Annotated in this window: 25 protein-coding genes, 1 rRNA gene and 1 riboswitch; of the genes, 2 read left to right on the top strand and 24 right to left on the bottom strand. The window is 60.2% G+C overall.

Going from position 1 to position 21,231, the window contains the following annotated elements; translation table 11 throughout:
* Positions 1-14: 14 nt before the first annotated feature.
* The 13 genes from glmU to C6W55_RS02120 all read right to left on the bottom strand — a co-directional run bounded on the left by glmU (position 15) and on the right by C6W55_RS02120 (position 11,765).
* Complete coding sequence (gene glmU / locus C6W55_RS02180) at positions 15-1,415, bottom strand: bifunctional UDP-N-acetylglucosamine diphosphorylase/glucosamine-1-phosphate N-acetyltransferase GlmU (protein ID WP_286891225.1); 1,401 nt, start codon at positions 1,413-1,415, stop codon at positions 15-17.
* 148 nt (positions 1,416-1,563) lie between these two features.
* A complete protein-coding gene (spoVG, locus tag C6W55_RS02175; protein WP_015256463.1) occupies positions 1,564-1,851 on the bottom strand; it encodes a septation regulator SpoVG in 288 nt (95 codons plus the stop codon).
* 118 nt (positions 1,852-1,969) lie between these two features.
* Entirely contained in the window at positions 1,970-2,374 is a 405-nt protein-coding gene (locus tag C6W55_RS02170) for a RidA family protein (RefSeq protein WP_213484717.1), read from the bottom strand.
* Positions 2,375-2,528: 154 nt separating this feature from the next.
* The gene (gene purR, locus C6W55_RS02165; protein WP_286891224.1) at positions 2,529-3,356 is read right to left on the bottom strand and encodes a pur operon repressor; all 828 of its coding nucleotides are present in this window, start codon (positions 3,354-3,356) and stop codon (positions 2,529-2,531) included.
* Between the two features lie 83 nt (positions 3,357-3,439).
* Positions 3,440-4,294, bottom strand: coding sequence for a 4-(cytidine 5'-diphospho)-2-C-methyl-D-erythritol kinase (gene ispE / locus C6W55_RS02160; RefSeq protein ID WP_286891223.1), 855 nt, complete (start codon positions 4,292-4,294; stop codon positions 3,440-3,442).
* Positions 4,295-4,464: 170 nt separating this feature from the next.
* Positions 4,465-4,656 (bottom strand): small, acid-soluble spore protein, alpha/beta type, encoded by a 192-nt coding sequence (locus C6W55_RS02155; RefSeq protein ID WP_015256467.1) that lies wholly within the window; start codon positions 4,654-4,656, stop codon positions 4,465-4,467.
* A gap of 81 nt (positions 4,657-4,737) precedes the next feature.
* Positions 4,738-5,013 carry a biofilm formation stimulator Veg gene (gene veg, locus C6W55_RS02150; RefSeq protein WP_015256468.1) on the bottom strand — a complete coding sequence of 92 codons (276 nt, stop codon included), beginning with the start codon at positions 5,011-5,013 and terminating at the stop codon, positions 4,738-4,740.
* A 144-nt stretch (positions 5,014-5,157) separates the two neighbouring features.
* A complete protein-coding gene (gene yabG / locus C6W55_RS02145) occupies positions 5,158-6,075 on the bottom strand; it encodes a sporulation peptidase YabG (protein WP_286891221.1) in 918 nt (305 codons plus the stop codon).
* 59 nt (positions 6,076-6,134) lie between these two features.
* Positions 6,135-7,037, bottom strand: coding sequence for a 16S rRNA (adenine(1518)-N(6)/adenine(1519)-N(6))-dimethyltransferase RsmA (rsmA, locus tag C6W55_RS02140; RefSeq protein ID WP_015256470.1), 903 nt, complete (start codon positions 7,035-7,037; stop codon positions 6,135-6,137).
* A complete protein-coding gene (gene rnmV, locus C6W55_RS02135; protein ID WP_286891220.1) occupies positions 7,034-7,597 on the bottom strand; it encodes a ribonuclease M5 in 564 nt (187 codons plus the stop codon). Before rnmV ends, rsmA begins: the two co-directional genes overlap by 4 nt.
* 207 nt (positions 7,598-7,804) lie before the next feature.
* On the bottom strand, positions 7,805-8,950 hold the full coding sequence (locus C6W55_RS02130; RefSeq protein WP_286891218.1) for a resuscitation-promoting factor: 1,146 nt from the start codon (positions 8,948-8,950) through the stop codon (positions 7,805-7,807).
* Positions 8,951-9,290: 340 nt separating this feature from the next.
* Positions 9,291-9,490, bottom strand: a riboswitch (cyclic di-AMP (ydaO/yuaA leader).
* Positions 9,491-9,658: 168 nt separating this feature from the next.
* Entirely contained in the window at positions 9,659-10,438 is a 780-nt protein-coding gene (locus C6W55_RS02125) for a TatD family hydrolase (protein ID WP_286891216.1), read from the bottom strand.
* 34 nt (positions 10,439-10,472) lie between these two features.
* Complete coding sequence (locus tag C6W55_RS02120; RefSeq protein ID WP_286891214.1) at positions 10,473-11,765, bottom strand: HD domain-containing protein; 1,293 nt, start codon at positions 11,763-11,765, stop codon at positions 10,473-10,475.
* A gap of 272 nt (positions 11,766-12,037) precedes the next feature.
* On the opposite strand from C6W55_RS02120, the gene C6W55_RS02115 reads away from it, so the two are divergent.
* Positions 12,038-12,292, top strand: a complete 255-nt coding sequence (locus C6W55_RS02115; protein ID WP_015256475.1) for an AbrB/MazE/SpoVT family DNA-binding domain-containing protein — start codon at positions 12,038-12,040, stop codon at positions 12,290-12,292.
* A 169-nt stretch (positions 12,293-12,461) separates the two neighbouring features.
* On the opposite strand, the gene rsmI is transcribed toward C6W55_RS02115, so the two are convergent.
* The 10 genes from rsmI to C6W55_RS02065 all read right to left on the bottom strand — a co-directional run bounded on the left by rsmI (position 12,462) and on the right by C6W55_RS02065 (position 19,983).
* Complete coding sequence (gene rsmI / locus C6W55_RS02110) at positions 12,462-13,421, bottom strand: 16S rRNA (cytidine(1402)-2'-O)-methyltransferase (protein ID WP_286891213.1); 960 nt, start codon at positions 13,419-13,421, stop codon at positions 12,462-12,464.
* On the bottom strand, positions 13,418-14,221 hold the full coding sequence (locus C6W55_RS02105; protein WP_286891212.1) for a tRNA1(Val) (adenine(37)-N6)-methyltransferase: 804 nt from the start codon (positions 14,219-14,221) through the stop codon (positions 13,418-13,420). The genes rsmI and C6W55_RS02105 overlap by 4 nt, the downstream gene beginning before the upstream one ends.
* Positions 14,222-14,397: 176 nt before the next feature.
* On the bottom strand, positions 14,398-14,769 hold the full coding sequence (locus C6W55_RS02100; RefSeq protein WP_213484709.1) for an initiation-control protein YabA: 372 nt from the start codon (positions 14,767-14,769) through the stop codon (positions 14,398-14,400).
* Between the two features lie 29 nt (positions 14,770-14,798).
* Entirely contained in the window at positions 14,799-15,605 is an 807-nt protein-coding gene (locus C6W55_RS02095) for a PSP1 domain-containing protein (RefSeq protein ID WP_015256480.1), read from the bottom strand.
* A gap of 4 nt (positions 15,606-15,609) precedes the next feature.
* Positions 15,610-16,587 carry a DNA polymerase III subunit delta' gene (gene holB / locus C6W55_RS02090; protein WP_015256481.1) on the bottom strand — a complete coding sequence of 326 codons (978 nt, stop codon included), beginning with the start codon at positions 16,585-16,587 and terminating at the stop codon, positions 15,610-15,612.
* A 20-nt stretch (positions 16,588-16,607) separates the two neighbouring features.
* Positions 16,608-17,051 carry a YaaR family protein gene (locus tag C6W55_RS02085; RefSeq protein ID WP_015256482.1) on the bottom strand — a complete coding sequence of 148 codons (444 nt, stop codon included), beginning with the start codon at positions 17,049-17,051 and terminating at the stop codon, positions 16,608-16,610.
* A gap of 106 nt (positions 17,052-17,157) precedes the next feature.
* On the bottom strand, positions 17,158-17,487 hold the full coding sequence (locus tag C6W55_RS02080) for a cyclic-di-AMP receptor (RefSeq protein ID WP_015256483.1): 330 nt from the start codon (positions 17,485-17,487) through the stop codon (positions 17,158-17,160).
* Positions 17,488-17,526: 39 nt separating this feature from the next.
* The gene (gene tmk / locus C6W55_RS02075) at positions 17,527-18,180 is read right to left on the bottom strand and encodes a dTMP kinase (RefSeq protein ID WP_015256484.1); all 654 of its coding nucleotides are present in this window, start codon (positions 18,178-18,180) and stop codon (positions 17,527-17,529) included.
* A 29-nt stretch (positions 18,181-18,209) separates the two neighbouring features.
* The gene (locus tag C6W55_RS02070) at positions 18,210-19,694 is read right to left on the bottom strand and encodes an aminotransferase class I/II-fold pyridoxal phosphate-dependent enzyme (protein ID WP_286891208.1); all 1,485 of its coding nucleotides are present in this window, start codon (positions 19,692-19,694) and stop codon (positions 18,210-18,212) included.
* A gap of 103 nt (positions 19,695-19,797) precedes the next feature.
* The gene (locus tag C6W55_RS02065) at positions 19,798-19,983 is read right to left on the bottom strand and encodes a sigma factor G inhibitor Gin (RefSeq protein WP_015256486.1); all 186 of its coding nucleotides are present in this window, start codon (positions 19,981-19,983) and stop codon (positions 19,798-19,800) included.
* 227 nt (positions 19,984-20,210) lie between these two features.
* Here C6W55_RS02065 and C6W55_RS02060 point away from each other — a divergent pair, with 227 nt between their 5' ends.
* A complete protein-coding gene (locus C6W55_RS02060) occupies positions 20,211-20,744 on the top strand; it encodes a transposase (RefSeq protein WP_286891205.1) in 534 nt (177 codons plus the stop codon).
* Between the two features lie 198 nt (positions 20,745-20,942).
* Here C6W55_RS02060 and C6W55_RS02055 read toward each other — a convergent pair.
* Positions 20,943-21,231 (bottom strand): 23S ribosomal RNA (locus C6W55_RS02055); the annotation flags it as partial.

The following is a 21,231-nucleotide window of genomic DNA, read 5'->3' as shown; positions in this document are numbered from 1 at the left end:
TGCACCGGATCGGATCAGTTCTGGCCCGAGCGCTCCTTCTTCGCCCGCGCCCGCGCGCGGAGACGCTCGGCGTAGCCTTCCTTGTTGACCTGCCGCTCGCGCGCGATTGCCATGTCGTTCGGCTTCACGTCCTGGGTGATCGTCGAACCGGCGACGACATAGGCGTCTTCGCCGATCTTCACCGGCGCGATCAGATTGACGTTGCTGCCGATGAAGGCGCGGTCGCCGATCTCGGTGATCGATTTGTTGTAACCGTCGTAGTTCACCGTAATGGCGCCGCAGCCGATGTTGACATCCCGGCCGACGACGGCGTCGCCGACATAGCTGAGATGCGATACTTTCGTGCCTTCGCCGAGCGACGCGTTCTTCAGCTCGACGAAATCGCCGATCTTGCAGCCCGCGGCAAGCTTCGAGCCCGGGCGCAGGTTCGCGTACGGCCCGACCGAACATTCGTCGCCGACTTCCGACTCCAGCAGCACGGAGTGGCGGATGGTCACGCCCCGGCCGACGACGGAATCGGTGATGTCGGCCTGCGGGCCGATGACGCAGTCTTCGCCGATGACGGTCCGGCCCCGCAGCACCGTGCCCGGGTAGATGACGGTGTCCGCGCCGATCGCGACATCCGCGTCGATGTATGTGACCGCCGGATCGATGAACGTCACGCCGGCTTCCATGTGCCGGCGGTTGATCCGCTCGCGCATGAGCCGTTCGGCCTCGGCCAGGGCGATGCGGTCATTGACGCCGGCCGCTTCGGCCGGATCCGGCGTCCGGTAAGCGGCGATCGTCTCGCCCGCTTCGTGCAGAATGCCGATCACATCCGTCAGGTAATATTCGCCTTGCGCGTTGTCATTCTTCACCTTGCCGAGCGCGTCGAACAGCTTCCGGTTGTCAAAGCAATAGGTGCCGGCGTTGATTTCCGTGATGTTCAGCTCGTCTTCGCTGCAATCCTTGTGTTCGACGATGCGCTCCACGTTGCCGTTCTTTCCGCGGATGACGCGTCCGAGACCCGACGGGTCCGGGACGACCGCCGTCAGCAGCGTCGCGGCGGCGCCGCTCCGCTCGTGCGCATCCAGCATCGCGCGGATCGTCTCCGGCCGGATGAGCGGTGTATCGCCGCAGACGACGATCGTCGTGCCCGCTTCCCCGCCGATCAACTTATCGGCCTGCAATACCGCATGTCCGGTGCCGAGCTGCTCGGCCTGCAGCACGCATTCGGCGCGGTCGCCCACGTAGGCTTGCACCTTCTCCGCCCCGTGTCCGACGACGACAATCGTCCGTTCGCAGCCGGCCGCGGCCGCTGCGTCCAGCACATGTCCGACCATCGGCTTGCCGCAGACGGGGTGCAGCACTTTGTGAAGTTTCGATTTCATTCGTTTCCCCAGTCCAGCCGCAAGCACGACCGCCATTCTCTTCATGTCCGTTTTCCTCCCGAGTTCGTTCCTGCGCTTCGCTGCGAAGCGTATCTCCCTCGACTATACACTTGCTTCGGACAAAAGAAAAGAGAGCCATCGGCCCTCTTCTCCCGATCATCTGAATACGCTATCAGTCCATCGTGCATGACCATCATGCGCCTTCTTCAATCGCCGCTTCTTCTTCAGCTGCCGCCCGCTCGTATTCCGCCAGCACGGCGGATTGGATCTTCTCCCGCGTCGACGAAGAGATCGGATGTGCGATATCCCGGAACTCTCCGTCCGGCGTACGCTTGCTCGGCATGGCCACGAACATGCCGTTATTGCCGTCGATGACCCGAATATCGTGAACAACGAATTCGTTGTCAATCGTGATCGAGGCAATCGCCTTCATTCGGCCTTCGGAATTCACGCGGCGGAGTCTCACATCGGTAATTTGCATTCTGTTCACCACCTTTGCCTACCAAAAGACTTGGTGTAATATTCCACAAATTGCGCCGAAATCCTTCTTGTATCTGGAAATATTGTTGCGGGTTGACTAACTTTTTTTTAACTGACAATTACCGCTGTTTTTCGCCATCGGGAACGGCGGCGATCAGCTCGATCTCGACCTTGACGTCCCGGGGCAGACGGGCGACTTCCACCGTCGAACGCGCCGGCTTGTGATCCCCGAAATACGAGGCGTAGACGGCGTTGAACGCGGCGAATTCGTTCATGTCCTTGAGGAAGACGGTCGCTTTCACGACATCGGACAGGCTGCAGCCGGCCGCAGCCAGCACCGCCTGCAGATTGCGAAAGACCTGATGCGTCTGTTCCTCGATGCCGCCTTGCACCGGTTCGCCTTCCGGCGTAAGCGGAATCTGGCCCGAGGTGAAGAGCAGATTGCCGAACCGGACGGCTTGCGAATACGGGCCGATGGCGGCGGGGGCTGCGGTGGTCGAAATGATGGTCGGTCGTTGAGACATGTTCGCGCTCCTCCTTCATGGTTTCCCTATTGGAATGGTAGGGTTAACAAGTATGCCAAAGGGCTGCGTCCCGGCGACCCGCAACGCGGGCCCGTCCGCAACCGCTTGCATATGGACAAACGCGGCACCGCCCGATCAGGCGATGCGCGCCTCCTCAATCGTCGAAGTAGTTCCCCGGAACAACCGTTGTCTGCTTCGTCTTCAGGTCGACATGCGTCAATCTCGCCAGCGACACGTAATCATGGAACAACCGCTCTTCCGCGCCGACTTCCCCGGATTCGACGAACACGCCGACGCCGGCGACCGTCGCGTTGAACTCCGCGAGCAGGTCAATCATGCCCTGCACCGTGCCGCCCGCCTTCAGAAAATCGTCGATGATGAGCACCCGCGACTGTTCGCGCAGCGCGCGCCGCGCGAGCGACATCGTCTGAATCCGCTTCGTCGAGCCCGACACGTAATTGATGCTGACCGCCGAACCTTCGGTCACCTTGTTGTCGCGCCGCACGATGACGACCGGCAGGTTCAGGTACATCGCCGTCGCATAGGCCAGCGGAATGCCCTTCGTCTCGACCGTCATGATGACGTCGATCTCGCGGTCGGCGAACGCGGTCGCGAACATGCGCCCGACCTCGCCCATGATCGCCGGCTGGCCGATCATGTCCGTCATGTACAGATAGCCGCCGGCGAGCACCCGTTCCGGCTGCTCCAGCTGGCGGCAGATCTCGCGGATGACCGCAAGCGCGGCCTCTTTCCTGACGGTCGGAATATACTTGACACCGCCGGCGGCGCCGGCCAATGTGTGCAGTTGCCCGATGCCTTCTTCTTCGAAAACTTCCTTGATGATGGCCAGATCTTCGCTGATCGATGATTTCGCCGATTGATAACGGTCCGCAAATGCTGTCAGCGAAATTAACGTGTGGGGGCGTGCCAACAAGTATTGTGTCATTTCGACCAGCCTGGCGCTTCGCTTCAACTTCTTCACGGCCTGCACCCCCGTATGAAATCCGAATGATATATAGTCACTATATCATTTTCATACGGTTTTTTGCAAGTGACCGCTTGAGCTTATGTCAGCATTCTTGCCACAAACACGTCCTTGCAGAACCCGCGGAGTCCGTTGTAAATGCGCGGCACCTTCGCTTCCTTCGCCACCAGGCCGAACACCGTGGGGCCGCTCCCCGACATCAGCACGCCGTCCGCCCCGAGCCGCTGCATGATCTCCTTCAGCCGGCGCACTTCGGGATGGCGCTCGAGCGTCACCGTCTCGAGCACGTTGCCGAGCTCGGCGCACATGTCGCGGAACGAGCCGGCCTTGATCGCTTTGACCATCCGTTCGAGCGACGGATGCTGCTTCACCTTCTCCAGCCGAAACTGCCCGTACACGTCAGCCGTCGACACGTTGAGCTGCGGTTTCGCCAGAATGACCCAGCATTGCGGCGGACTCGGCAGCTGTTCGAGCTTCTCGCCCCGCCCGCGCGCAATCGCGGTGCCGCCGCGCACGCAATACGGCACGTCGGAGCCGAGCTCGGCTGCCAGCTCGAGGAGCTCGGCGTCGGACAGATTCAGCTGCCAGAGCCGGTTCAGCCCGCGGAGCGCGGCCGCCGCGTCGCTGCTGCCGCCGGCCAGTCCCGCAGCCGCCGGAATGTGTTTGTCCAGATGGATGTAGACGCCTTTCTTCACGCCGTACCGGTCCTTGATCAATCTCGCCGCCTGGAACGCCAGATTTTTCTCGTCCAGCGGGATGTATCCGGCCTGGCTTGACAGCACGATCGCATCCCGGGGCAATTCCTCCATTTCGAGCCGATCGGCCAGGTCGACCATCGTCATGACCATTTCGATTTCGTGATAGCCGTCTTCCCGCTTGCCCAGCACGTCGAGCAGCAGATTGATCTTGGCCGGCGCTTTCTCGTAAATTTTCACGCATTCACCACCGTTCGTCGCACCCGCTCGTCCTTGAGTCCTTCCCAATTATAGCATCGGTTTCCGCCAAATGCGAAAAACGGCCGGTCCTGTCGGCGGGCGCAAATGCGAAAAGCGGCCCGCGCGGCGCTCATCGCGCCTGCAGGCCGCTCAGTTTTGTCCGATATTCGTCACGACGGTCGGTTGCCGCGATTCGCCAGCGCCTGTTCCGCAAGCTGAATCGCCCGTTTGACCATGTTGCCCGCATCTTTCGCCCGGATGCCGCCCCAGCCTTCCTTGGCGACGGTACCGTAGAATCCGAGTTCCTTCGCCAGTTCTTCCTTGAGCTGCTGCGACATCGCGCCTCGCCTTCTGCGGCCCATGACGGGGTCCTCCTTCCGCGCGAATCCGCGTTGTGATGAAGGATAGTATGCCCCGGTCCGGGCGGATCATGCGGCGGTGCGTCAATGCTGCATGTAAGCGATCCGCACCTGTCCTTCGTCGCTGACGACGGTCACCTCGACGGTCTCCGTCAAAATATCGGCATAGCTGTAAGACACGCGTTTGAAAGCATGTTGTTCCTGGTCAAGCTTCACGATAAAAACAGAAGGGTAGGTCTCTTCCAACACGCCGGTCCGCTCGATCGTCTTGCGGCGTCCACCGTTGGCTCGCAGGCAGACTCTGGAACCGACGTGCGCTTCCAGACTGCGTCGGATTTCGAGCAGCGCATTCTTCGCCATCGTCCACTACCACCTCTTTCCTTGTCCATTATACATGAAAAGAAGCGGCAGTGTCAAATGAAGAAAATATTATAGCAACACCATAAATCGGTTGTCAACAGTCTATTATCCCTTTTTTTTGAATGTCCGCAATCCGACATGATTTTATGCACCGTAAGCCGGGACGATCTTCTTCGCATTCCACCCCGGACGCGGCGTTCCGAGCCGGCGCTTGCCGAACGTCTCGACGCCGCCCATCCCTTCCGCTCCGCATATCGTGCCGCGGATCGCTTCGGTCAGATGGATCGGCTCGCGGAACGGCGTGCGGCTCGCCTTGATCGCCACGACGACCGGGTCGAGGGCGTGGATCATCACCCGCCGCGGCGAGCTGGCGAAGTTGGCCCCGGCCATGAGCAAAGCTTCGAAGTGCGACTGGCAAGCGCCGGCGACGATGATCAGGTTGTCCTTGTTCGGTTCATAGGCGCGGGCGGCGCGGACGGCCTGCACGAAATGGACGGAGTTCTTGTAGCTGCTGAGCGGGCGGAGACTGGCGTAGGGCCGGTTCTTGAGGACGCCGTCGTGTCCCGTGATCACGACGATGTCGGGCCGCACCTGCGGCAGAAGCCGGCCGATCACCTCCGGCATGACCGATTCGTGGCAGTGGATGCAGTCGGCGGGCACATTCATCTGGGCGTACAGCGCCATGCTTTTGCGCAGATATGCGCCGTCCCCGTCGAGATGCAGGACACGGCCGGGCATCTCGAAATACCCGCCCGGCGGGTTCGCGGTCTCCTGGCGGTATGCTTCCGCATCGTCCACGGACTCCGTGTCGGAGCGGAAGCTTTCCGCCTCCCCCTCCTGGCGCCGGAAGCGCCGCAGCGATTCGTGCTCTTTGATTTTCGCCGCCACGGCGGCGCTGCTCGTTTCGGGCTGCCGGACGACGACAAGATCGGAGAGCGGAGCGTCGGCCAGCAGCCGGTAGTCGACACCCTTCAGAATGGCCGTCTGCCGGACGATGGCTTCAATGCGGAACAGGATGTCGCCGCCGTACGATTTTCGCACGACGTAATCCCCTTGCTTCATGGGCTGATCACCTCTTCCGTCTATCCTATGGAAGGGCGGCCCGTCTGGTGTTCAGCCAGTTATGCCGGATGTTCGGCCAGCTTGTTGGCAAGCGCCGCGAATTCTTCGAGCGACAGCGTCTCGCCCCGCCGGCCGGGGTCGATGCCGCAGGACGCCGGCAGCGCGGCAGCTTCCTGGCGCCGCTCCTTGCCGAGCAGCGCGGTCAGGTTGTTCGCCAGCGTCTTCCGGCGCTGGGCGAACGCCGCGTGCACGACGCGGAAGAACATCGCTTCGTCCGTGACGTCCACGGGCGGCCGGGCGCGCAAGGTGAGGCGCACGACGGCCGAGTCGACGTTCGGCGGCGGCACGAAGACGGTGCGCGGCACGGTGCACACGACCTCCGGCTCCGCGAAATAGCGGACCGCGACGCTGAGGCTGCCGTATTCCTTGCCTCCGGGCGGCGCCGTCATGCGTTCGGCCACTTCCTTCTGCACCATCACGACAATATGTTCAAGCGGCAGCCGGTCCTCCAGCAGTTTCATGAGGATCGGCGTCGTTACGTAGTACGGCAGATTGGCGACGACGCTGACGCGTTCCAGACCGGCGAACCGTTCGGCAATCAGCTGCTTCAGATCGAGCTTCAGTGCGTCGCCGTGCACGATCTCCACGTTGGCGCAAGGCGCGAACAGTTCCTCCAGAATCGGGATGAGCCGCCGGTCCAGCTCGATCGCCGCCACCTTGCCCGCGGCCATGGCGAGCTGCTCGGTCAGCGCCCCGATGCCCGGACCGATCTCAAGCGCGCCCTTCGACGGTCCAAGCTCGGCCGCATCCACGATTTTGCGCAGCACATTCGCGTCGACGAGAAAATTTTGCCCGAGTGCCTTGCGGAACGTGAAGCCGTATCGCGCGATGATTTCGCGCGTCCGCTTCGGCGTGCCGATGTCTCCCGCGGGCCGGCTCATTCGCATGCCGTCCGTCATCATCCTGCTTCCCCCTCTCCGCCGTCCATGGCGGCAAGCGCTTCGGCCAGCTCCCGCTTCGTGATGCGGAGCATCCGGCAGCGGCGGAAAAACTGCTTGCCGTTCGCATAGCCGATGCCGAGCCGTCTGCCGAGCTCCCGGCGCCGCTGAGCCGCTTCCGGGTGGACGATGAGCCCCGCCTCCATCAGGTCATCCCACTCGACAACATCCGCTCCGGCTTCTTCCGCCGGCCGCTCGGTCCGAACGGCGGCAAGCGCCTGCCGGATCGCTTCCGGCGTCGCGTGCTCGACGCCGAACTTGCCGCCCCGCTCCGCCTGCTCCTGCGGCAGGAACGCATGCTTGCAGCCCGGCACGCGGTCCGCCACGATCCGCCGGATCCGTTCGCCCGCATGATCGGGGTCGGTGAAGATGATGACGCCGCGGCGCGCTGCGGCCAGTTCAATCCGGCGAAGCACTTCCTCGCCGATTGCCGAGCCGCCCGTCTCGATCGTGTCCGCCTCAACCGCGCGCTTCACGGCGGCGGTGTCGTCCTTGCCTTCGACGACGATAATTTCCTGGATCATGTCGCATTCCTTTCCCAAGCCCGGTAAACGGCTCGTCCTCTTCATGATGATGGCCGCAGCTTCGCCCCGCTATGCGCCTCCGCAACGACAAGAAAACCCCGGCGCGGCATCCGCGGGGATGCCGCACAGAGGTTTCCAGCCGCTCAAGCATAATTGCGGTGATGAATCATAGGATGAATCACGGGCACGCCGGCGGCAGCCGCAGCCTCAGCTTGCCGTCGGCTTGTTCGGCCCGATCACGTAGACGGTGTAGCCCTTCTTCTTGCCGAAGCGCTCCGCCTTCGTTTCGCTGTCGTAGTAAATGTCGATCTTCTTCCCTTTGACCGCGCTGCCCTTGTCTTCCGCACGCCGGAATCCGATGCCTTCGATGTACACCCACCAGCCGAGCGGAATGACGTCCGGGTCGACGGCGATCGTCCGGCCTTCCTGCACTTTCGTGCCGGAAGCCGTAATGCCGTATTGGGGATGATCCTCGGTCTTGCCCGTCGACTCGAAGCCGGCGGAATACGCCGTCAGCGTCACGTTCTTGAGCACTTTCTTCGCCTTGAACGTCACGCCTTCGCGCGTGACCTTCGTTGCCGTCTCCGATTCGGCGGACAGCACGGCCGCTTTCGGCTCCGGCTTCTTCGTGCCGACGGCGACGATCTGATCCTGCTTCTCCGCCGACACCGTCTTCGTCAGCAGCCGCGAATTTACGTACACGCCGTTTTCGAACGTTTTCTCGACAAGATTGATGATGACGCCTTCCTTGCCGGGTTGAATGACCTTTTCTTTGCCTTTTTCCAGATTCGGGTCGTCCTTCTTGACGACCTCATACGGAACGACCTCTTCGGTTTGTACCACGTGCTTGTCGACGCGCACCACTTCAATCGTCATGTCCGGCTCGAGTGGCGCGCCCGGCGATGGATACACCTTGTCGTCGTCGCGCAGGTCGATACCCGCTTCGCTGAGGGCCGCCTGAACCGTATGGCGGGTCGGCCAGACCTCCACCGCCTTGCCGTCGGCGACGACCGTGACCGGCACCGCCTGGTTGATGACAATCCGGTCGCCGTCCCGGATCGCCGCGTTGAGCGGCTTCGACACCTCATCGTTCGGCCCGACTTCGATGTCGAGCTCGTCAAGCAGCTTTTCCAGAACCCATTGTTTCGTCGTGACGATTCGTTCCTCGCCGTCCACGACGACCGACACCTGTTTGTCGGCCGTGCCGTAGAGCAGCACCAGCAGCATGAAAGTCATGGCGATTGAAAGAATTGCGCTCAGAAGAACCAGACGTACGTTCTCATGCTTCCAACGCATTGCGAAGTTCATGCCGGATGATCGTGATCCATGGGATTCCGGAAGGAACTTCCCCATGTCTTCGGTCCTCCTTACATTGCTCGCCGCCTTAGGATGATGCATGATACGATTGACGCGAACGTTTTGGTTTTCAAAAGATAAGCATTTATAAGCTGCACGCTTATAATCGGCTTATCTTTCACCGCAAAACGGACGCACCTCCAAATGAGGACGGCGCCAGCCGTTTTGCTTGGATCCGTGCTGTCGTTCCAGAATCACGCCCCGTCGTCTGTCCGTCTTCCTGGAGAAACCTATGTCGCCGGTTGCCGCAATATTCAAAAAATAAAGCCGCCGACAGAGGATCCCATCGTGGCTTCGAAGAGGATAAATAATACTTCGGACTGTCAAAGCACGAGACGATCACTCTCAAATGCGCCTGCGGAGTTAGCTGACGGGTTCGGGCCGAGAGCCGCCCTATGACCTTTCGCCGCTTCAAATCGCGCGTCCGGTCAATTCACCCCAATAGGTTTCAGCGGAGCCGGCAACCTGTGTTGTCCGATTGCCGCTGACTGGTTCCCCCGCTCTCCCGTCCTCCGGGAGATTCAGCGTCTGGAAATGTTCAACTTTCAGCAAAGTTCTGTGAGACATCATACCCCCTGGAGTTGCGCGTTGTAAAGGACGTTCAAAATGCGATTTTCGCGTTATTTTCGGTTTAAAGTGCATTTTCGGAGATTTTCTCGCGGGTAATGCCACTTTTTTTGTGAGCAAAATCATTGTTTCAACGGTTTAGACCGACTTATCTCGAATTCGGAAACAATTCAGAGTATTCTGTCCGGTTATTTTTACCAGTTCCTGTAAGTCTATTCCCTTAATTTGGGCGGCCGCCTCCGCGACGTGGGACACGTAAGCGGGCTCGTTTCGTTTTCCACGATAAGGTTCCGGAGACAAATACGGGCAGTCCGTTTCGATCATGAGCCGGTCAAGCGGCACCTTGGCCAGCACCTCTTTCGGCACCCGCGCATTCTTGAACGTAACGGGGCCGCCGAACGAGATGTAGAAGTTCATGTCCAGGCACATCTTCGCGATCTCCCAGCTGCCCGAGAAGCAGTGCATGACGCCGCCGATTTCCTCGGCCCGCTCTTCCCTGAGCAGGCGCACGACATCTTCGTGCGCGTCCCGGTTATGGATGACGATCGGCAGGCCGAGCCGCCGCGCGAGCCGGATCTGCTCGCGGAACACCTGATGCTGCACTTCCTTCGGCGATGTGTCCCAGTGATAGTCGAGGCCGATCTCGCCGATCGCAACGACCTTCTCGCGCGCCGCAAGCGATTCAATCCATTCCAGGTCGCCCTCGCGCATGTCGATGCTGTCGACCGGGTGCCAGCCGATGGCCGCGTAGATGAACGAATGACGCTCCGTCAGCTCGAGCGTCGTCGGAATCGTCTCGCGGTTGAAGCCGATGTTGACGATCAGTTCGACGCCGGCTTCCCTGGCGCGCCGGATCACATCTTCCCGATCGTTGTCGAACCGATGGGAATCCAGATGCGCATGCGAATCGATCAACATGTCCAAATCTCCTTCCGGGATGCCCGGGCCGCCTTCACGCCATGCCAATGAGCCGCCTGATGTCGGACGGCAATCGGTCCCGGTGTTTCAGCAGCATGTCTTCCGGGTAATAAAGATGGTGTCTGCCCCTGTGTATGCCGGCGATCGACCGGACGATCTCGGAGCGATCCGCGATATCGGTCAGCTCGTCGTGTTCGCCGAGCAGCAGTATCGGCTGCGCTCCGGGACCGCTGTCGCCGCCCGGACGGTATATATGATACGGTAGATCGTAGGGGTAATCAATTTCGAGATGATAGGACGGATTCAGCCCGACATCAAGAAGCGCCTGCCGCGCACGGTCCAGGAGCGCTTCGTCCGGCTCGTCCATCGTTGTATATTTATACAGTCTGCGGTGGAGGAACCGCCGGCACAGGTCCGCAAGCAGCGGGTCCTTCTCGTCCGTCCACATCATGAACTGCGTCTGGACCAGAGGCTCGTCCAGCCGGAAATAGTCGTCTGCGGTCATTTCGCCGTCGAACAGCCGTTTGAGCGGCTCGAGCAGGGAATCGAAGCGCCAGCCGCCGCGGTACAGTTCCTTCGCCCGGCGGAAAATTTGCCGCAGCACGATTTCCGAACTGCGCGTCACGGGATGGAAATAAACTTGCCAGTACATCTGGTACCGCGACATCAGGTAGTCTTCGACCGCATGCATCCCGCTCTCTTTGACGACAATCCGGCCCTTGTGGGGACGCATGACGCGCAGAATCCTGTCGATGTCGAACGTGCCGTAATGCGTTCCGGTATAGTACGCGTCTCGCAGCAGAAAATCCATCCGGTCGGCATCGAGCTGGCTGGTGACCAGGCTGACGACGATCGGTTTCTCGTGCGTCTTGCGAATGACCGAAACGATCCGCTCCGGAAAATCGTCGGAGACATCGCGCAGCACACGGTTCAATTCCGTGTCTTCGAGCAGAAGGCGGCAGGTCCATTCCTCGTGATGCGTGTCGAACACGGCCTCGATCGAATGCGAGAACGGCCCGTGCCCGACATCATGCAGCAGGGAGGCGCACAGCGCGGTCAGCCGCTCTTCCTTCGGCCAGTCCGAATCGCCGAGCCGCTCGAACTGGGAGATGATCCGGCGCGTAATTTCGTAGACGCCGAGGGAGTGGGAGAACCGGCTGTGCTCGGCGCCGTGGAACGTCAGGTAGGACGTGCCGAGCTGGCGGATCCGGCGGAGCCGCTGAAATTCCTTCGTGTTGATGAGGTTCCAGATAATCCGGTCTTTGACATAGATGGATTTGTGAACAGGATCTTTGAACACTTTCTCTTCGGGCAATTCGTGGTGCACGCGCAGTCACCCCTTTCGAAATTCGACAGATCCTTCACAAAATTGTCGAAAATGTCGATCTGTGTCGAATCGTTTCTTGATGTCCGAAGAACGCCCCATATCGTCCCCTGAACCGGATTTTCATCGATTTTGCTGGCTGTTTCTATGAAATGGAGGCGTGAATTTCCTGTTATTTTCTGTTGACTATTATGGGAATGGTTGGTACTATAATTAGCAGAAAAAGTTGAACTATGTCGAATAATGTTGAATCGCTTGAGAGGAGCAGAATCGTTATGATGAAATCGACAGGCATTGTACGCAAGGTCGATGAACTGGGCCGTGTCGTTATTCCGATCGAACTGCGCCGCACCCTCGGCATCGGAGAGAAAGACGCCCTTGAAATCTATGTCGACGGGGAACGCATCATGTTGAAGAAATATGAACCCGCCTGCATTTTCTGCGGCAATGCCGAGAATGTCACGTACTTCAAGGGCAAGATCGTCTGCCACGAGTGCATCTCCGAGCTGCCCGTGCCCGCCAATTCCTGATGGCGTCCGGCCGCGGACGGCACAGTGAAAGACTCGTGAAAAAAAAGTGTCACTTTTACGAAAAATAGGTTATAATAGAACAGAAACGACCTCGATAATTCTAACCTTTTTTATACTCCTTGCTGCCTTCCCGCGCCGGACTGTCGGCCGGGAAGGTTTTTTTTTGCCCTCAAGGCTTGTCCTCTGCGGATCCGTCCGCTTCGGCAAGGAGCGCCGCGTAGATGTCGCGCTTCTTCAGCCCGCGGTCGGCCGCTGCCCGCTTCATTGCCTCCTTGCGCGCCATGCCCTGCCGCTCGTAATGGGCGACATGTTCGGCGGGCGTCATCTGCGCCCACCAATCGCCGGCTTGTCTCTCCGCCGCCTCGCCGGCCTCAGCCCCTTCGATGACGAGGCAACATTCGCCCGCCGGCGGATGCGCCGCGGCGTAATCCCGCACGCCTTCGACCGTGCCCCGCACCGCTTCCTCGTGGCGCTTCGTCAGTTCGCGCACGAGCGCCATGCGGCGGCTTCCCCACCGCTCGGCCAGCACAGCGAGCGTCTTCTGCACGCGATGCGGCGATTCGTACAGAATGAGCGTACCCGGCTCCGCTTCCAGGCTGTCCAGAAATTGCTGCAACCCCTTGCGGTCGCGGGGCGGGAATCCGGCGAACAGAAACCGGTGCGTCGGAAGCCCGGAGATGATGAGCGCGGACACCGCCGCGTTCGCACCGGGAATCGGCACGACCGGGATGCCGCGAGCCGCCGCTTCAGCCGCCAGTTCGGCGCCCGGATCGGAGACGGCGGGCGTGCCCGCATCGCTGACCAGCGCGATGCTGAGGCCCTCTTCCAGCAGCCTGAGCAGTTCCGGACCGCTCGCTTCCCGGTTATGTTCATGGTAGCTGACGAGACGGTTGCGAATGTCGAAATGCGTCAGCAGCTTGCGGGTCTGGCGCGTATCTTCGGCCGCGATCAGATCGCACTCTTTAAGCGTGCGGATGGCGCGCATCGTCATGTCTTCCAGGTTGCCGATCGGCGTCGCCACGAGATAGAGCGTGCCGGGCCTCTCCCGTTCGGCGAAGCTCCGCTGGACCTGCGCGGCTTGCCGCTTAAGCTGCCGGTCATCCGGCCTGCCGTCCGGCTTTCCGCTCACGTCCGCTCCTCCTCCGCCGCGGCGGATACGCCCGCCAGCTCCGTTTTTCTTCCATAAAATATATGCAGCAACTCGTCCGTATATCGCCCGTCCGGCTCGTAGACGATGAGCGGCGGTTCAAGCCGAAGCTCCGGCCTGCCGTCCTTCAGCGACTCGATCAGCACGATGTTCGCTTCCGCCTCCCGCTTCGGGTGAACCAGCCGCATCCGCTTCGGTTCGAGCCGGTGACGGCGCAGCGTCTCGATGATGTCCGCCAGCCGGGACGGACGATGCACCATGGTGACGCGGCCGCCGCTCTTCACCGCCGCCGCGCACGCCGCCGCGGCGTCGTCCAGCGTGCACCCGATTTCATGCCGCGCCATCGCTTTGTGGATGTTCTCCTTGTACTCCCCGGATCCGCGCGGCAGGTACGGCGGGTTGATCGTGACCGCATCGTAGGCGCCGCGCACGTCGGCGCGCTTCGACCATTCGCGCAGATCGGCCTCGATGATCGTGATCCGGTCCTCAAGGCCGTTGAGCGCCACGCTGCGCCACGCCATGTCCGCCAGCTTCGGCTGAATCTCGACGCCGTCGATCGACGCGGCCGTCCGCGTCGTCAGAAGCAGCGGCACGACGCCGTTGCCCGTGCACAGGTCCAGCACGCGGCCTCTGGCCGGCACACCGGCGTAACGGGCGAGCAGCACCGCGTCCAGCGAGAAGCTGAACACTTCCGGGCTTTGGATGATTTTCAAGTCTTGCGTCAGCAGATGGTCGAGCCTTTCGCCGGGCTCGAGCATCGGCTGCGCGTCAGGCCTGTTCATGTCGGGAAGTCGACTCCTTGCCTTTCCATCCGGTGGAAAATAACGTTCTTACCATAAGCTTAATGAACAAACCCGTTTCTTGCAAATGTACAGGGACCGGTCCGGCGAAACAAAATATGGCTGCCCGCCGCAGCGCTCAAGATTGCGCCGCCGGCAAGCAGCCGTCAGGGTATCCATTATTTATGAAGAAAAGCCAGGCAGAACAAACAGTCGCCCTCCGTGCGGAGGTGACCGTAATAGACATTGCAGATGTGAAATCCTTCATTATATAGACGGGCAAGATTATCGTAGCCTTCGCCGACGTGCACATGGCTGTCTTCTTCGAGCCGGTCGGCGGATGCTTCCTCCGCGAGTCCCGCAGCCAGTTCCGCCCGGACCGTCGCCGCACTCGTCTTCAGCAGCTTGCGAAGCTGTTGATTCTCAATGCTGAGTCTTTTGTTCTCTTCGATGAGCGACTTGATGTTCCGCTTGATGTCGGCCGTCTCCCTCAGCATCTGCCCGAGAACGGCCTCCATTCGTTCGACTTGATCGAACAGGTCTCTCGTCACTGTCCCACCTCGGCACCCGCGACTTGGCGTTATGCTTTCACGACACAGTCGTCGAACGGCAGCTCCTTCGGCTTGCCGCCCGATTCAAACAGCTGGACGTACAGCGTGCGGGCAGCGGCGTTGATGGCCGTCACCTTGCCTTCGCCGTAAGAGGTGATGACGATTTTGCCGACGGCGGGCATTTCCTCGCGCACGCTCTCATAATGATCGTGCTCAAATTTCAGGCAGCACATCAGCCGGCCGCACAATCCCGAAATCTTCGTCGGATTGAGCGACAGACTCTGATCCTTCGCCATCTTGATCGACACCGGCTCGAAGTCGCCGAGCCAGGACGAACAGCAAAGGATGCGTCCGCAAGGCCCGATGCCGCCGAGCATCTTCGCCTCGTCGCGCACGCCGATCTGCCTGAGCTCGATCCGGGTCCGGAAGACGCTGGCCAGATCCTTGACCAGCTCGCGGAAGTCGACGCGGCCTTCGGCGGTGAAGTAGAAAATGATCTTGTTCCGATCGAACGTATATTCGACATCAACGAGCTTCATGCCCAGCTCATGCTGCTTGATCTTCTCGAGGCAAATGGCGAATGCCTGCTTCGCCGCCGCTTCGTTCTCGCGGACGACCCGGGCGTCGGCCTCGTCCGCGATGCGGATGACCCGCTTCAGCGGCAGCACAACATCCGACTCGTCCACCTGTCTCCGGCCGATGACGACCTTGCCGTATTCGATTCCCCGCGCCGTCTCGACAATGACGTGCTGATTCGTCTCGACCGGGTAGTCCAACGGGTCGAAATAGTAGATTTTGCCCGCTTTCTTGAAACGGACACCGACGACATTGTACAAGGATTCAGCCCCCCTGAATCTTCACTAGGTGCTGCTCGAGGGCAAGCTGCGGCGATACGTGGGCACGGATGCGTCTGCCTGCTTCAAGCGTATGCTCCATGCATGCGACCCATTCATGCGGTTTGCGCATGAACGCATGCTTGTCCATCCAGCCGAGTTCGTCTGCGAAGACAACCTGCTCCCGCCTGCCGATCTGGACGTTCAGCAGATCCCGATACCAGAGCGCCAGCAGCGCGAGAACGGTTTCGATCCGGTCCGCTTGCAGACCGTTCTTGAACGCTTGTCCGATGCTGACCATCGCGGCGGGTAATCTGCCCAGGCTGTCTTTCCCCAATTGTATCACCAGCTTTCTCGTTTCTGCAAACCCCTCTTGCTGGATAATCGCGCGGCAGGCGTCGATTCCGGAGGCCAGGTGCACCGCTGCCCGGGCAAGAAGCGGCGGATGGCCCTCGGCAAGCAGCTTCTCGAGCATGACTTGGGGAGGCAGCGGGAGGAAAGGAACGAATTGGGCGCGTGAGCGGATGGTCGGGAGAATCGCCTGCGGATTTTCGGTGAGCAGAATGGCGACGACAGGCGACGACGGCTCTTCGAGAAACTTGAGCATGCTGTTGGCCGCCTGCGGCGTCATCGTCTCCGCCCGTTCCATGATATAGACCTTGCGCTTCGATTCCTCCGACCGGTACGACAAGTCGCGCTGCAGACCGCGGATCTGGTCGATCTTGATCGCCGCGCCGTCCGGCTCCACGAGATGCAGATCCGGCTCATTGCCGTGTTCGATCTTCCGGCAAGCCAGACATTCGCCGCACGCATCCGGCCCGCCGGACGTGCAGAACAGCGCCTGCGCGAAGGCGAGCGCGGCCTGTTTCCGCCCCGTCCCCGCGGGACCGCCGAACAGATAGGCGTGGGAGACATTGCCGGTTCTTATGGCCGCCTGGAGCAGTTTCACCGCTTTCGGCTGGCCGGTGATGTCGCTGATTCGCATGGCGTTACCGATCCTTTCCGTCAGAACAGCAGATTCATCAGCAGTCCGCGGATTTCGCCGATTTTGCCGAGAAGTTCGAGCCGTCCTTCCTCGGTCTGCAGCAATTCTTCGCCCATGCTGACCAGGACGGCATCGACCTCTTCGATCAGCTTGTAGCGCTTGACCCGGCCCCTCCGGTCCCAGCCGCGGGTCTCCTTGAGGCCGATGCCGCGCCTGACCGTATCCTCGAGGAACCGTTTCACCATCTGACGGTACAGCATCAGCTCGCGCACCGTCATGTTGCGGGCCAGCCGTTCCCCTTGCTGATGGATGTCGTTCAGCATCCGCTGCAGCGCTTCCTGCGTTCTGGCCGTTTCCTGCTCCTGCATGAAATCGGCGAACGATTTGGGCGCCGCCTGACGCTGGACGGTGTCCATCCGCGTCCGGTCTTGTCCGACTGTGCGGTATCCGGGATTGATTTTCATCGCGTTTCCTTCCCATGTATGGAGTAAAGCTGCTTTTTAGCCCAAGCAAAGAGCATGACGGGTCATGCTCTTCACCGGACGATAAATGGTTGCGTCATGCGGGTGATCAATAATGCTCAAACCGTTCGACGGGAAGCACGAACACCGCCGCACCTCCGACCTGCACTTCGACGGGAAAAGGCATGTACGAATCGGTCGAACCGCTCATCGGAGATACCGGCGTCACGAGCTGATCGCGGATTTTGCAGTTGTTCCGGATGACGCGCAGAACGTCTTCCACCCGTTCGTCTTCAATTCCGATCATAAAAGTGGTATTTCCTGCACGAAGAAATCCTCCGGTGCTCGCCAGCTTCGTTGCGCGGAATCCTTCCTGAATGAGGGCGGTGGACAGCCGGTTGCTGTCCTTGTCTTGCACAACGGCAATGACAAGTTTCATGCGTATCCCTCCCTTGGTTGGATGTGTACCTATTTTATATTATTTGACGCGGAAATGTGAAAACCCTTTAAATCGTTTTTCCGTTTCTTGCAGCGCCTGAGCAAGCACCTGCTCCGGCGGCTGCTCCGCGTTGATCGTCACGATCCGGTCGGAGAATCGCCGCGTTAACAGCAGATAACCTTCGCGCACCTTTCGGTGGAAGGTGAGGTCCTCCAGATCGAGCCGGTTGATCTCTCGTCCATGATCCGATCGGACCCGCGCAAGCCCGATTTCCGGCCTGACGTCCAGATACAGCGTGAGATCCGGCAGGCGTTCGACTGTGGCAAACCGGTTTATCGCCCAGACTTCCTCGATGCCGAGCCCGCGCGCATGGCCTTGATAAGCCAGGCTGCTGTCGACGAACCGGTCGCACAGCACCGCCGCGCCGGCCGCAAGCGCCGGCTCCACCTTCTGAACGAGATGCTGCCTGCGGGCGGCCGCATAGAGCAGCGCCTCCGTCCGCGCATCCATGTCGGTGTGGACGCGATCGAGAATGACCTCCCGGATTTTCTCGGCAATCGGAATGCCTCCCGGCTCGCGCGTCACGACGACATCCCATCCCCGCGCTTCAAGCCAATCGGCGATGCCCTGCAGAATCGTCGTCTTGCCCGCGCCTTCGCCGCCTTCGATCGTCATAAAAAAGCCTCTGCTCACCTTCGTCTCCTTCATCTGTCGTTGTCGCGTCATTGTTGCGCCATGACCCGTATCATCCGCATTCTGGCGTCGGTCGCTCCCTGAAAACGCGCGCCCGCCGCGGCCAGTCTGCGGATGGCTGCGATCTGCGCTATGCTGATCCGTTCGCCTGTATAGAGCAACGGAATGCCCGGCGGATAGGGAATGACCGTTTCGGCCGCCGTGCGTCCGGCCGCTTCTTCAAGCGGAACGATCTCCGTTCCGTCTTCCGCCGGCGGCATGAGCGGGATGGCAAACGGCTCGCCGATACGATGCTCCGGATCAGCCGCATATGCCGCAACATCAATTGGCCCTTGACCGGCATCGGCAACCGGCTGGGATCCGGTCATTTCCGCCGCAATGTTGTCCAGTGCCGAAACGAGCTTGTCCGCATCCGATTCGGTTGCGCCCGGCCCGAACAGCAGCACCGCATACCGGTCGTCGGCCATCTCGGCCCAGCATCCCTGCTCCGCCAGCAAACACTGAAGCAGGATGCCGCTGAGCGCGCCGGTCTCATCCCGCAGCACGATGCGCATCGGGTCAACGGCGCTGCAAGCTTTGCCGATGGCCGGCTCGAGAGCGGCGAACGGGCCGTTTCGTTCAGCCAGCCGTTCCCGGAGGCGGCTTGCCGCCTTCATGCCGCTCTCCAGCCATGCCGGGCCGCAAGCCGCGATCATTGCCCGGGCAATATCGAGCGACGCCAGTATCGGGTAGGACGGACTTGAACTTTGCACCGCCGTCAGGGCGCGCCGAAGCCGGTCCATCGACAACCTGCCCCGGCGCACATGGAGCATGGCGCCCATCGTCAGCGCGGTAAGCGTCTTGTGCGTCGATTGGACAGCCGCATCCGCGCCGGACATCATCGCGGAAGGCGGACAAGCCGGATGCAGCCCGAAATGCGCGCCGTGCGCTTCGTCCACCAGAAGCGGCAGTTTCCGGCAGTGGACGATCTCCGCATACGGCGCAAGATCGACATTCATGCCGTAATAGTTGGGCGTGCTCAGGAATACCGCCTTGGCGTCCGGATAGCGGTCCAATGCCGTTTCAATATCAGCCGCCGCGGGGACGGTCGGAAGACCGGATACCGGTTCAATCTGCGGCGCCACAAAAATCGCCCGCGCCCTTGCCAACGCAATGCCGTTCAGCACCGACTTGTGCACATTGCGCTGCACGATGATCGCATCACCCGGATCGAGGACGGCGAGCAGCATCGCGAGATTGCCGGCCGTGCTGCCGCCGACGAGAAAGAACGTCTCGTCGGCGCCGAAGCAGCGCGCAGCCAGTTGCTGCGCTTCCCGTATGACGCCTTCCGGATGATGCAGGTCGTCCGTATCTTCCAGTTCCGTAACGTCGATGCCCATAATGTCCCGGAACAGCGCGAATGGCTCGTCCGGCAGCGCGCGTCCGTACTGATGTCCGGGCACGTGGAAGCTGACCGGGTCGCGCCCAAGCCTGCGAACGAGCTGCGTGTAAAGCGGCGCTTCGAACTCCGGCATCCGCTTCCGTCCCTCCTCTCCTGTTTCTTCTATAATAATAGAAGAAACGCCGCGATACCACCGAGCCGCAAAAAAACAGCCGTCCCTTGTCGGATGCGGCCGCTCACGCGTTCTTCTGAACCCAGATTCGTTTCAATTGATGGATGAAGAACGGATATTTCTCGTCCTTCACATCGGTGCGCACCATTTCGGCTTCACAAGACTCACATATAAATTCGGAGATGATCGTGATGCCGGATTCCTTCTCCTGCCCGCAAATGATGCAACATTGTCGGACGCTTTCCTCCATGCCGACTCATCCTTCCTGTCCTTCTTTCAACTCCCATTATGCCACAATGTCTAGTTCGATATACTTGTTCACAGGTCGTTTCAAATATTTTGCTTCAATATATGTTTTCCTCAAATATTTGGTTCCTTGGGACCATCCGCATTTACCCCGCAGGCATTCATCCGGCATACGCCTCTTCCGATATAGTTGGTAAACCCCTTTTCAGCATGCAGTTGGAGGAAAATCGCATGATGCCTCGTCGTCAACAATTGGATGAAAAGGCGACGATCTATCATTATCAGCTCATCCGCCGGATTCCGATACCGCGGGAAGTGAGAATCAGCCACCTGCTCATCGCCGCGCTGTTCGGCGTGTTCCAGGGCAGCATGTACGGCACAACCGGCATTCTCTCCTGGATGATCAGTCTCATCGGCGTGGAACTCGTCCATTTCGTCATTATCCGGCTGACCTTGATTCGCGTCGATGAACCGGAATTCCGCCGTTTCCGGTGGAGCCTGGATGCGCCGTGGATCGGCTATGTCCCCGTGCAGCATATCGAACACGGCCTGTTCCGGCGTCTGCACCGCCATCTGCTCTGGTTCGGACTCTGCGTCATCGCCGTCGCTTATCCCTGGATGCACGAATCGTTCATGATCAGCCTCATCTGCTGGCACCTGTGGACGCTGGCCCCGCGGTCGGTCGTCCTGCGCAAGATCCGCGGACTGCGGCGAGACGGCGTGATGAAGCTGCAGTCCACGGATTGTTCGGTTTATTATCGTTAATCCAAAACGCTGCCGCAATAAAAAACCAGGCCCGTACTGCCCTGTTGCAATACGAGCCTGGTTCATTAAAGATTATGTAGGGTTTGCACCCTGAAAACCGGATGCGAATGATTTGCTTCAAGCTGAACCCGTTTCCGGGGCCCCCGCAAAGTAATCGGACTACGCTTCGAAGCGAATCGTCACTTTGTGGGGTATTTTTAGGATAAGCCCTCGACCGATTAGTATTCGTCAGCTTCACGCGTTGCCGCGCTTCCACCTCGAACCTATCAACCTGGTCATCTTCCAGGGGTCTTACCTTTACAGTGGGAAATCTCATCTTGAGGGGGGCTTCGCGCTTAGATGCTTTCAGCGCTTATCCCGTCCGTACTTGGCTACCCAGCGGTGCTCCTGGCGGAACAACTGGTACACCAGCGGTACGTCCATCCCGGTCCTCTCGTACTAAGGACAGCTCCTCTCAAATTTCCTGCGCCCGCGACAGATAGGGACC

This window comes from Thermobacillus sp., assembly GCF_003390775.1.
GTDB classification, from domain to species: Bacteria; Bacillota; Bacilli; order Paenibacillales; family Paenibacillaceae; genus Thermobacillus; species Thermobacillus xylanilyticus.
The sequence above is the reverse complement of the archived record's forward strand: the minus strand, read 5'-3'. Positions and strand labels throughout refer to the sequence as shown.

Coding starts and splice junctions, on each gene's coding strand:
- glmU (WP_286891225.1), bottom strand. CDS start 1,415: ATGAAGAGAATGGCGGTCGTGCTTGCGGCTGGACTGGGGAAACGAATG.
- spoVG (WP_015256463.1), bottom strand. CDS start 1,851: ATGCAAATTACCGATGTGAGACTCCGCCGCGTGAATTCCGAAGGCCGA.
- C6W55_RS02170 (WP_213484717.1), bottom strand. CDS start 2,374: ATGTCTCAACGACCGACCATCATTTCGACCACCGCAGCCCCCGCCGCC.
- C6W55_RS02155 (WP_015256467.1), bottom strand. CDS start 4,656: ATGGGCCGCAGAAGGCGAGGCGCGATGTCGCAGCAGCTCAAGGAAGAA.
- veg (WP_015256468.1), bottom strand. CDS start 5,013: ATGGCGAAGAATGCGCTGCTCGAAATCCGACGCAGTCTGGAAGCGCAC.
- yabG (WP_286891221.1), bottom strand. CDS start 6,075: ATGAAGCAAGGGGATTACGTCGTGCGAAAATCGTACGGCGGCGACATC.
- rsmA (WP_015256470.1), bottom strand. CDS start 7,037: ATGATGACGGACGGCATGCGAATGAGCCGGCCCGCGGGAGACATCGGC.
- rnmV (WP_286891220.1), bottom strand. CDS start 7,597: ATGATCCAGGAAATTATCGTCGTCGAAGGCAAGGACGACACCGCCGCC.
- C6W55_RS02130 (WP_286891218.1), bottom strand. CDS start 8,950: ATGGGGAAGTTCCTTCCGGAATCCCATGGATCACGATCATCCGGCATG.
- C6W55_RS02125 (WP_286891216.1), bottom strand. CDS start 10,438: ATGTTGATCGATTCGCATGCGCATCTGGATTCCCATCGGTTCGACAAC.
- C6W55_RS02115 (WP_015256475.1), top strand. CDS start 12,038: ATGATGAAATCGACAGGCATTGTACGCAAGGTCGATGAACTGGGCCGT.
- C6W55_RS02105 (WP_286891212.1), bottom strand. CDS start 14,221: ATGAACAGGCCTGACGCGCAGCCGATGCTCGAGCCCGGCGAAAGGCTC.
- holB (WP_015256481.1), bottom strand. CDS start 16,587: ATGCGAATCAGCGACATCACCGGCCAGCCGAAAGCGGTGAAACTGCTC.
- C6W55_RS02085 (WP_015256482.1), bottom strand. CDS start 17,051: ATGAAAATCAATCCCGGATACCGCACAGTCGGACAAGACCGGACGCGG.
- C6W55_RS02080 (WP_015256483.1), bottom strand. CDS start 17,487: ATGAAACTTGTCATTGCCGTTGTGCAAGACAAGGACAGCAACCGGCTG.
- C6W55_RS02070 (WP_286891208.1), bottom strand. CDS start 19,694: ATGCCGGAGTTCGAAGCGCCGCTTTACACGCAGCTCGTTCGCAGGCTT.
- C6W55_RS02065 (WP_015256486.1), bottom strand. CDS start 19,983: ATGGAGGAAAGCGTCCGACAATGTTGCATCATTTGCGGGCAGGAGAAG.
- C6W55_RS02060 (WP_286891205.1), top strand. CDS start 20,211: ATGATGCCTCGTCGTCAACAATTGGATGAAAAGGCGACGATCTATCAT.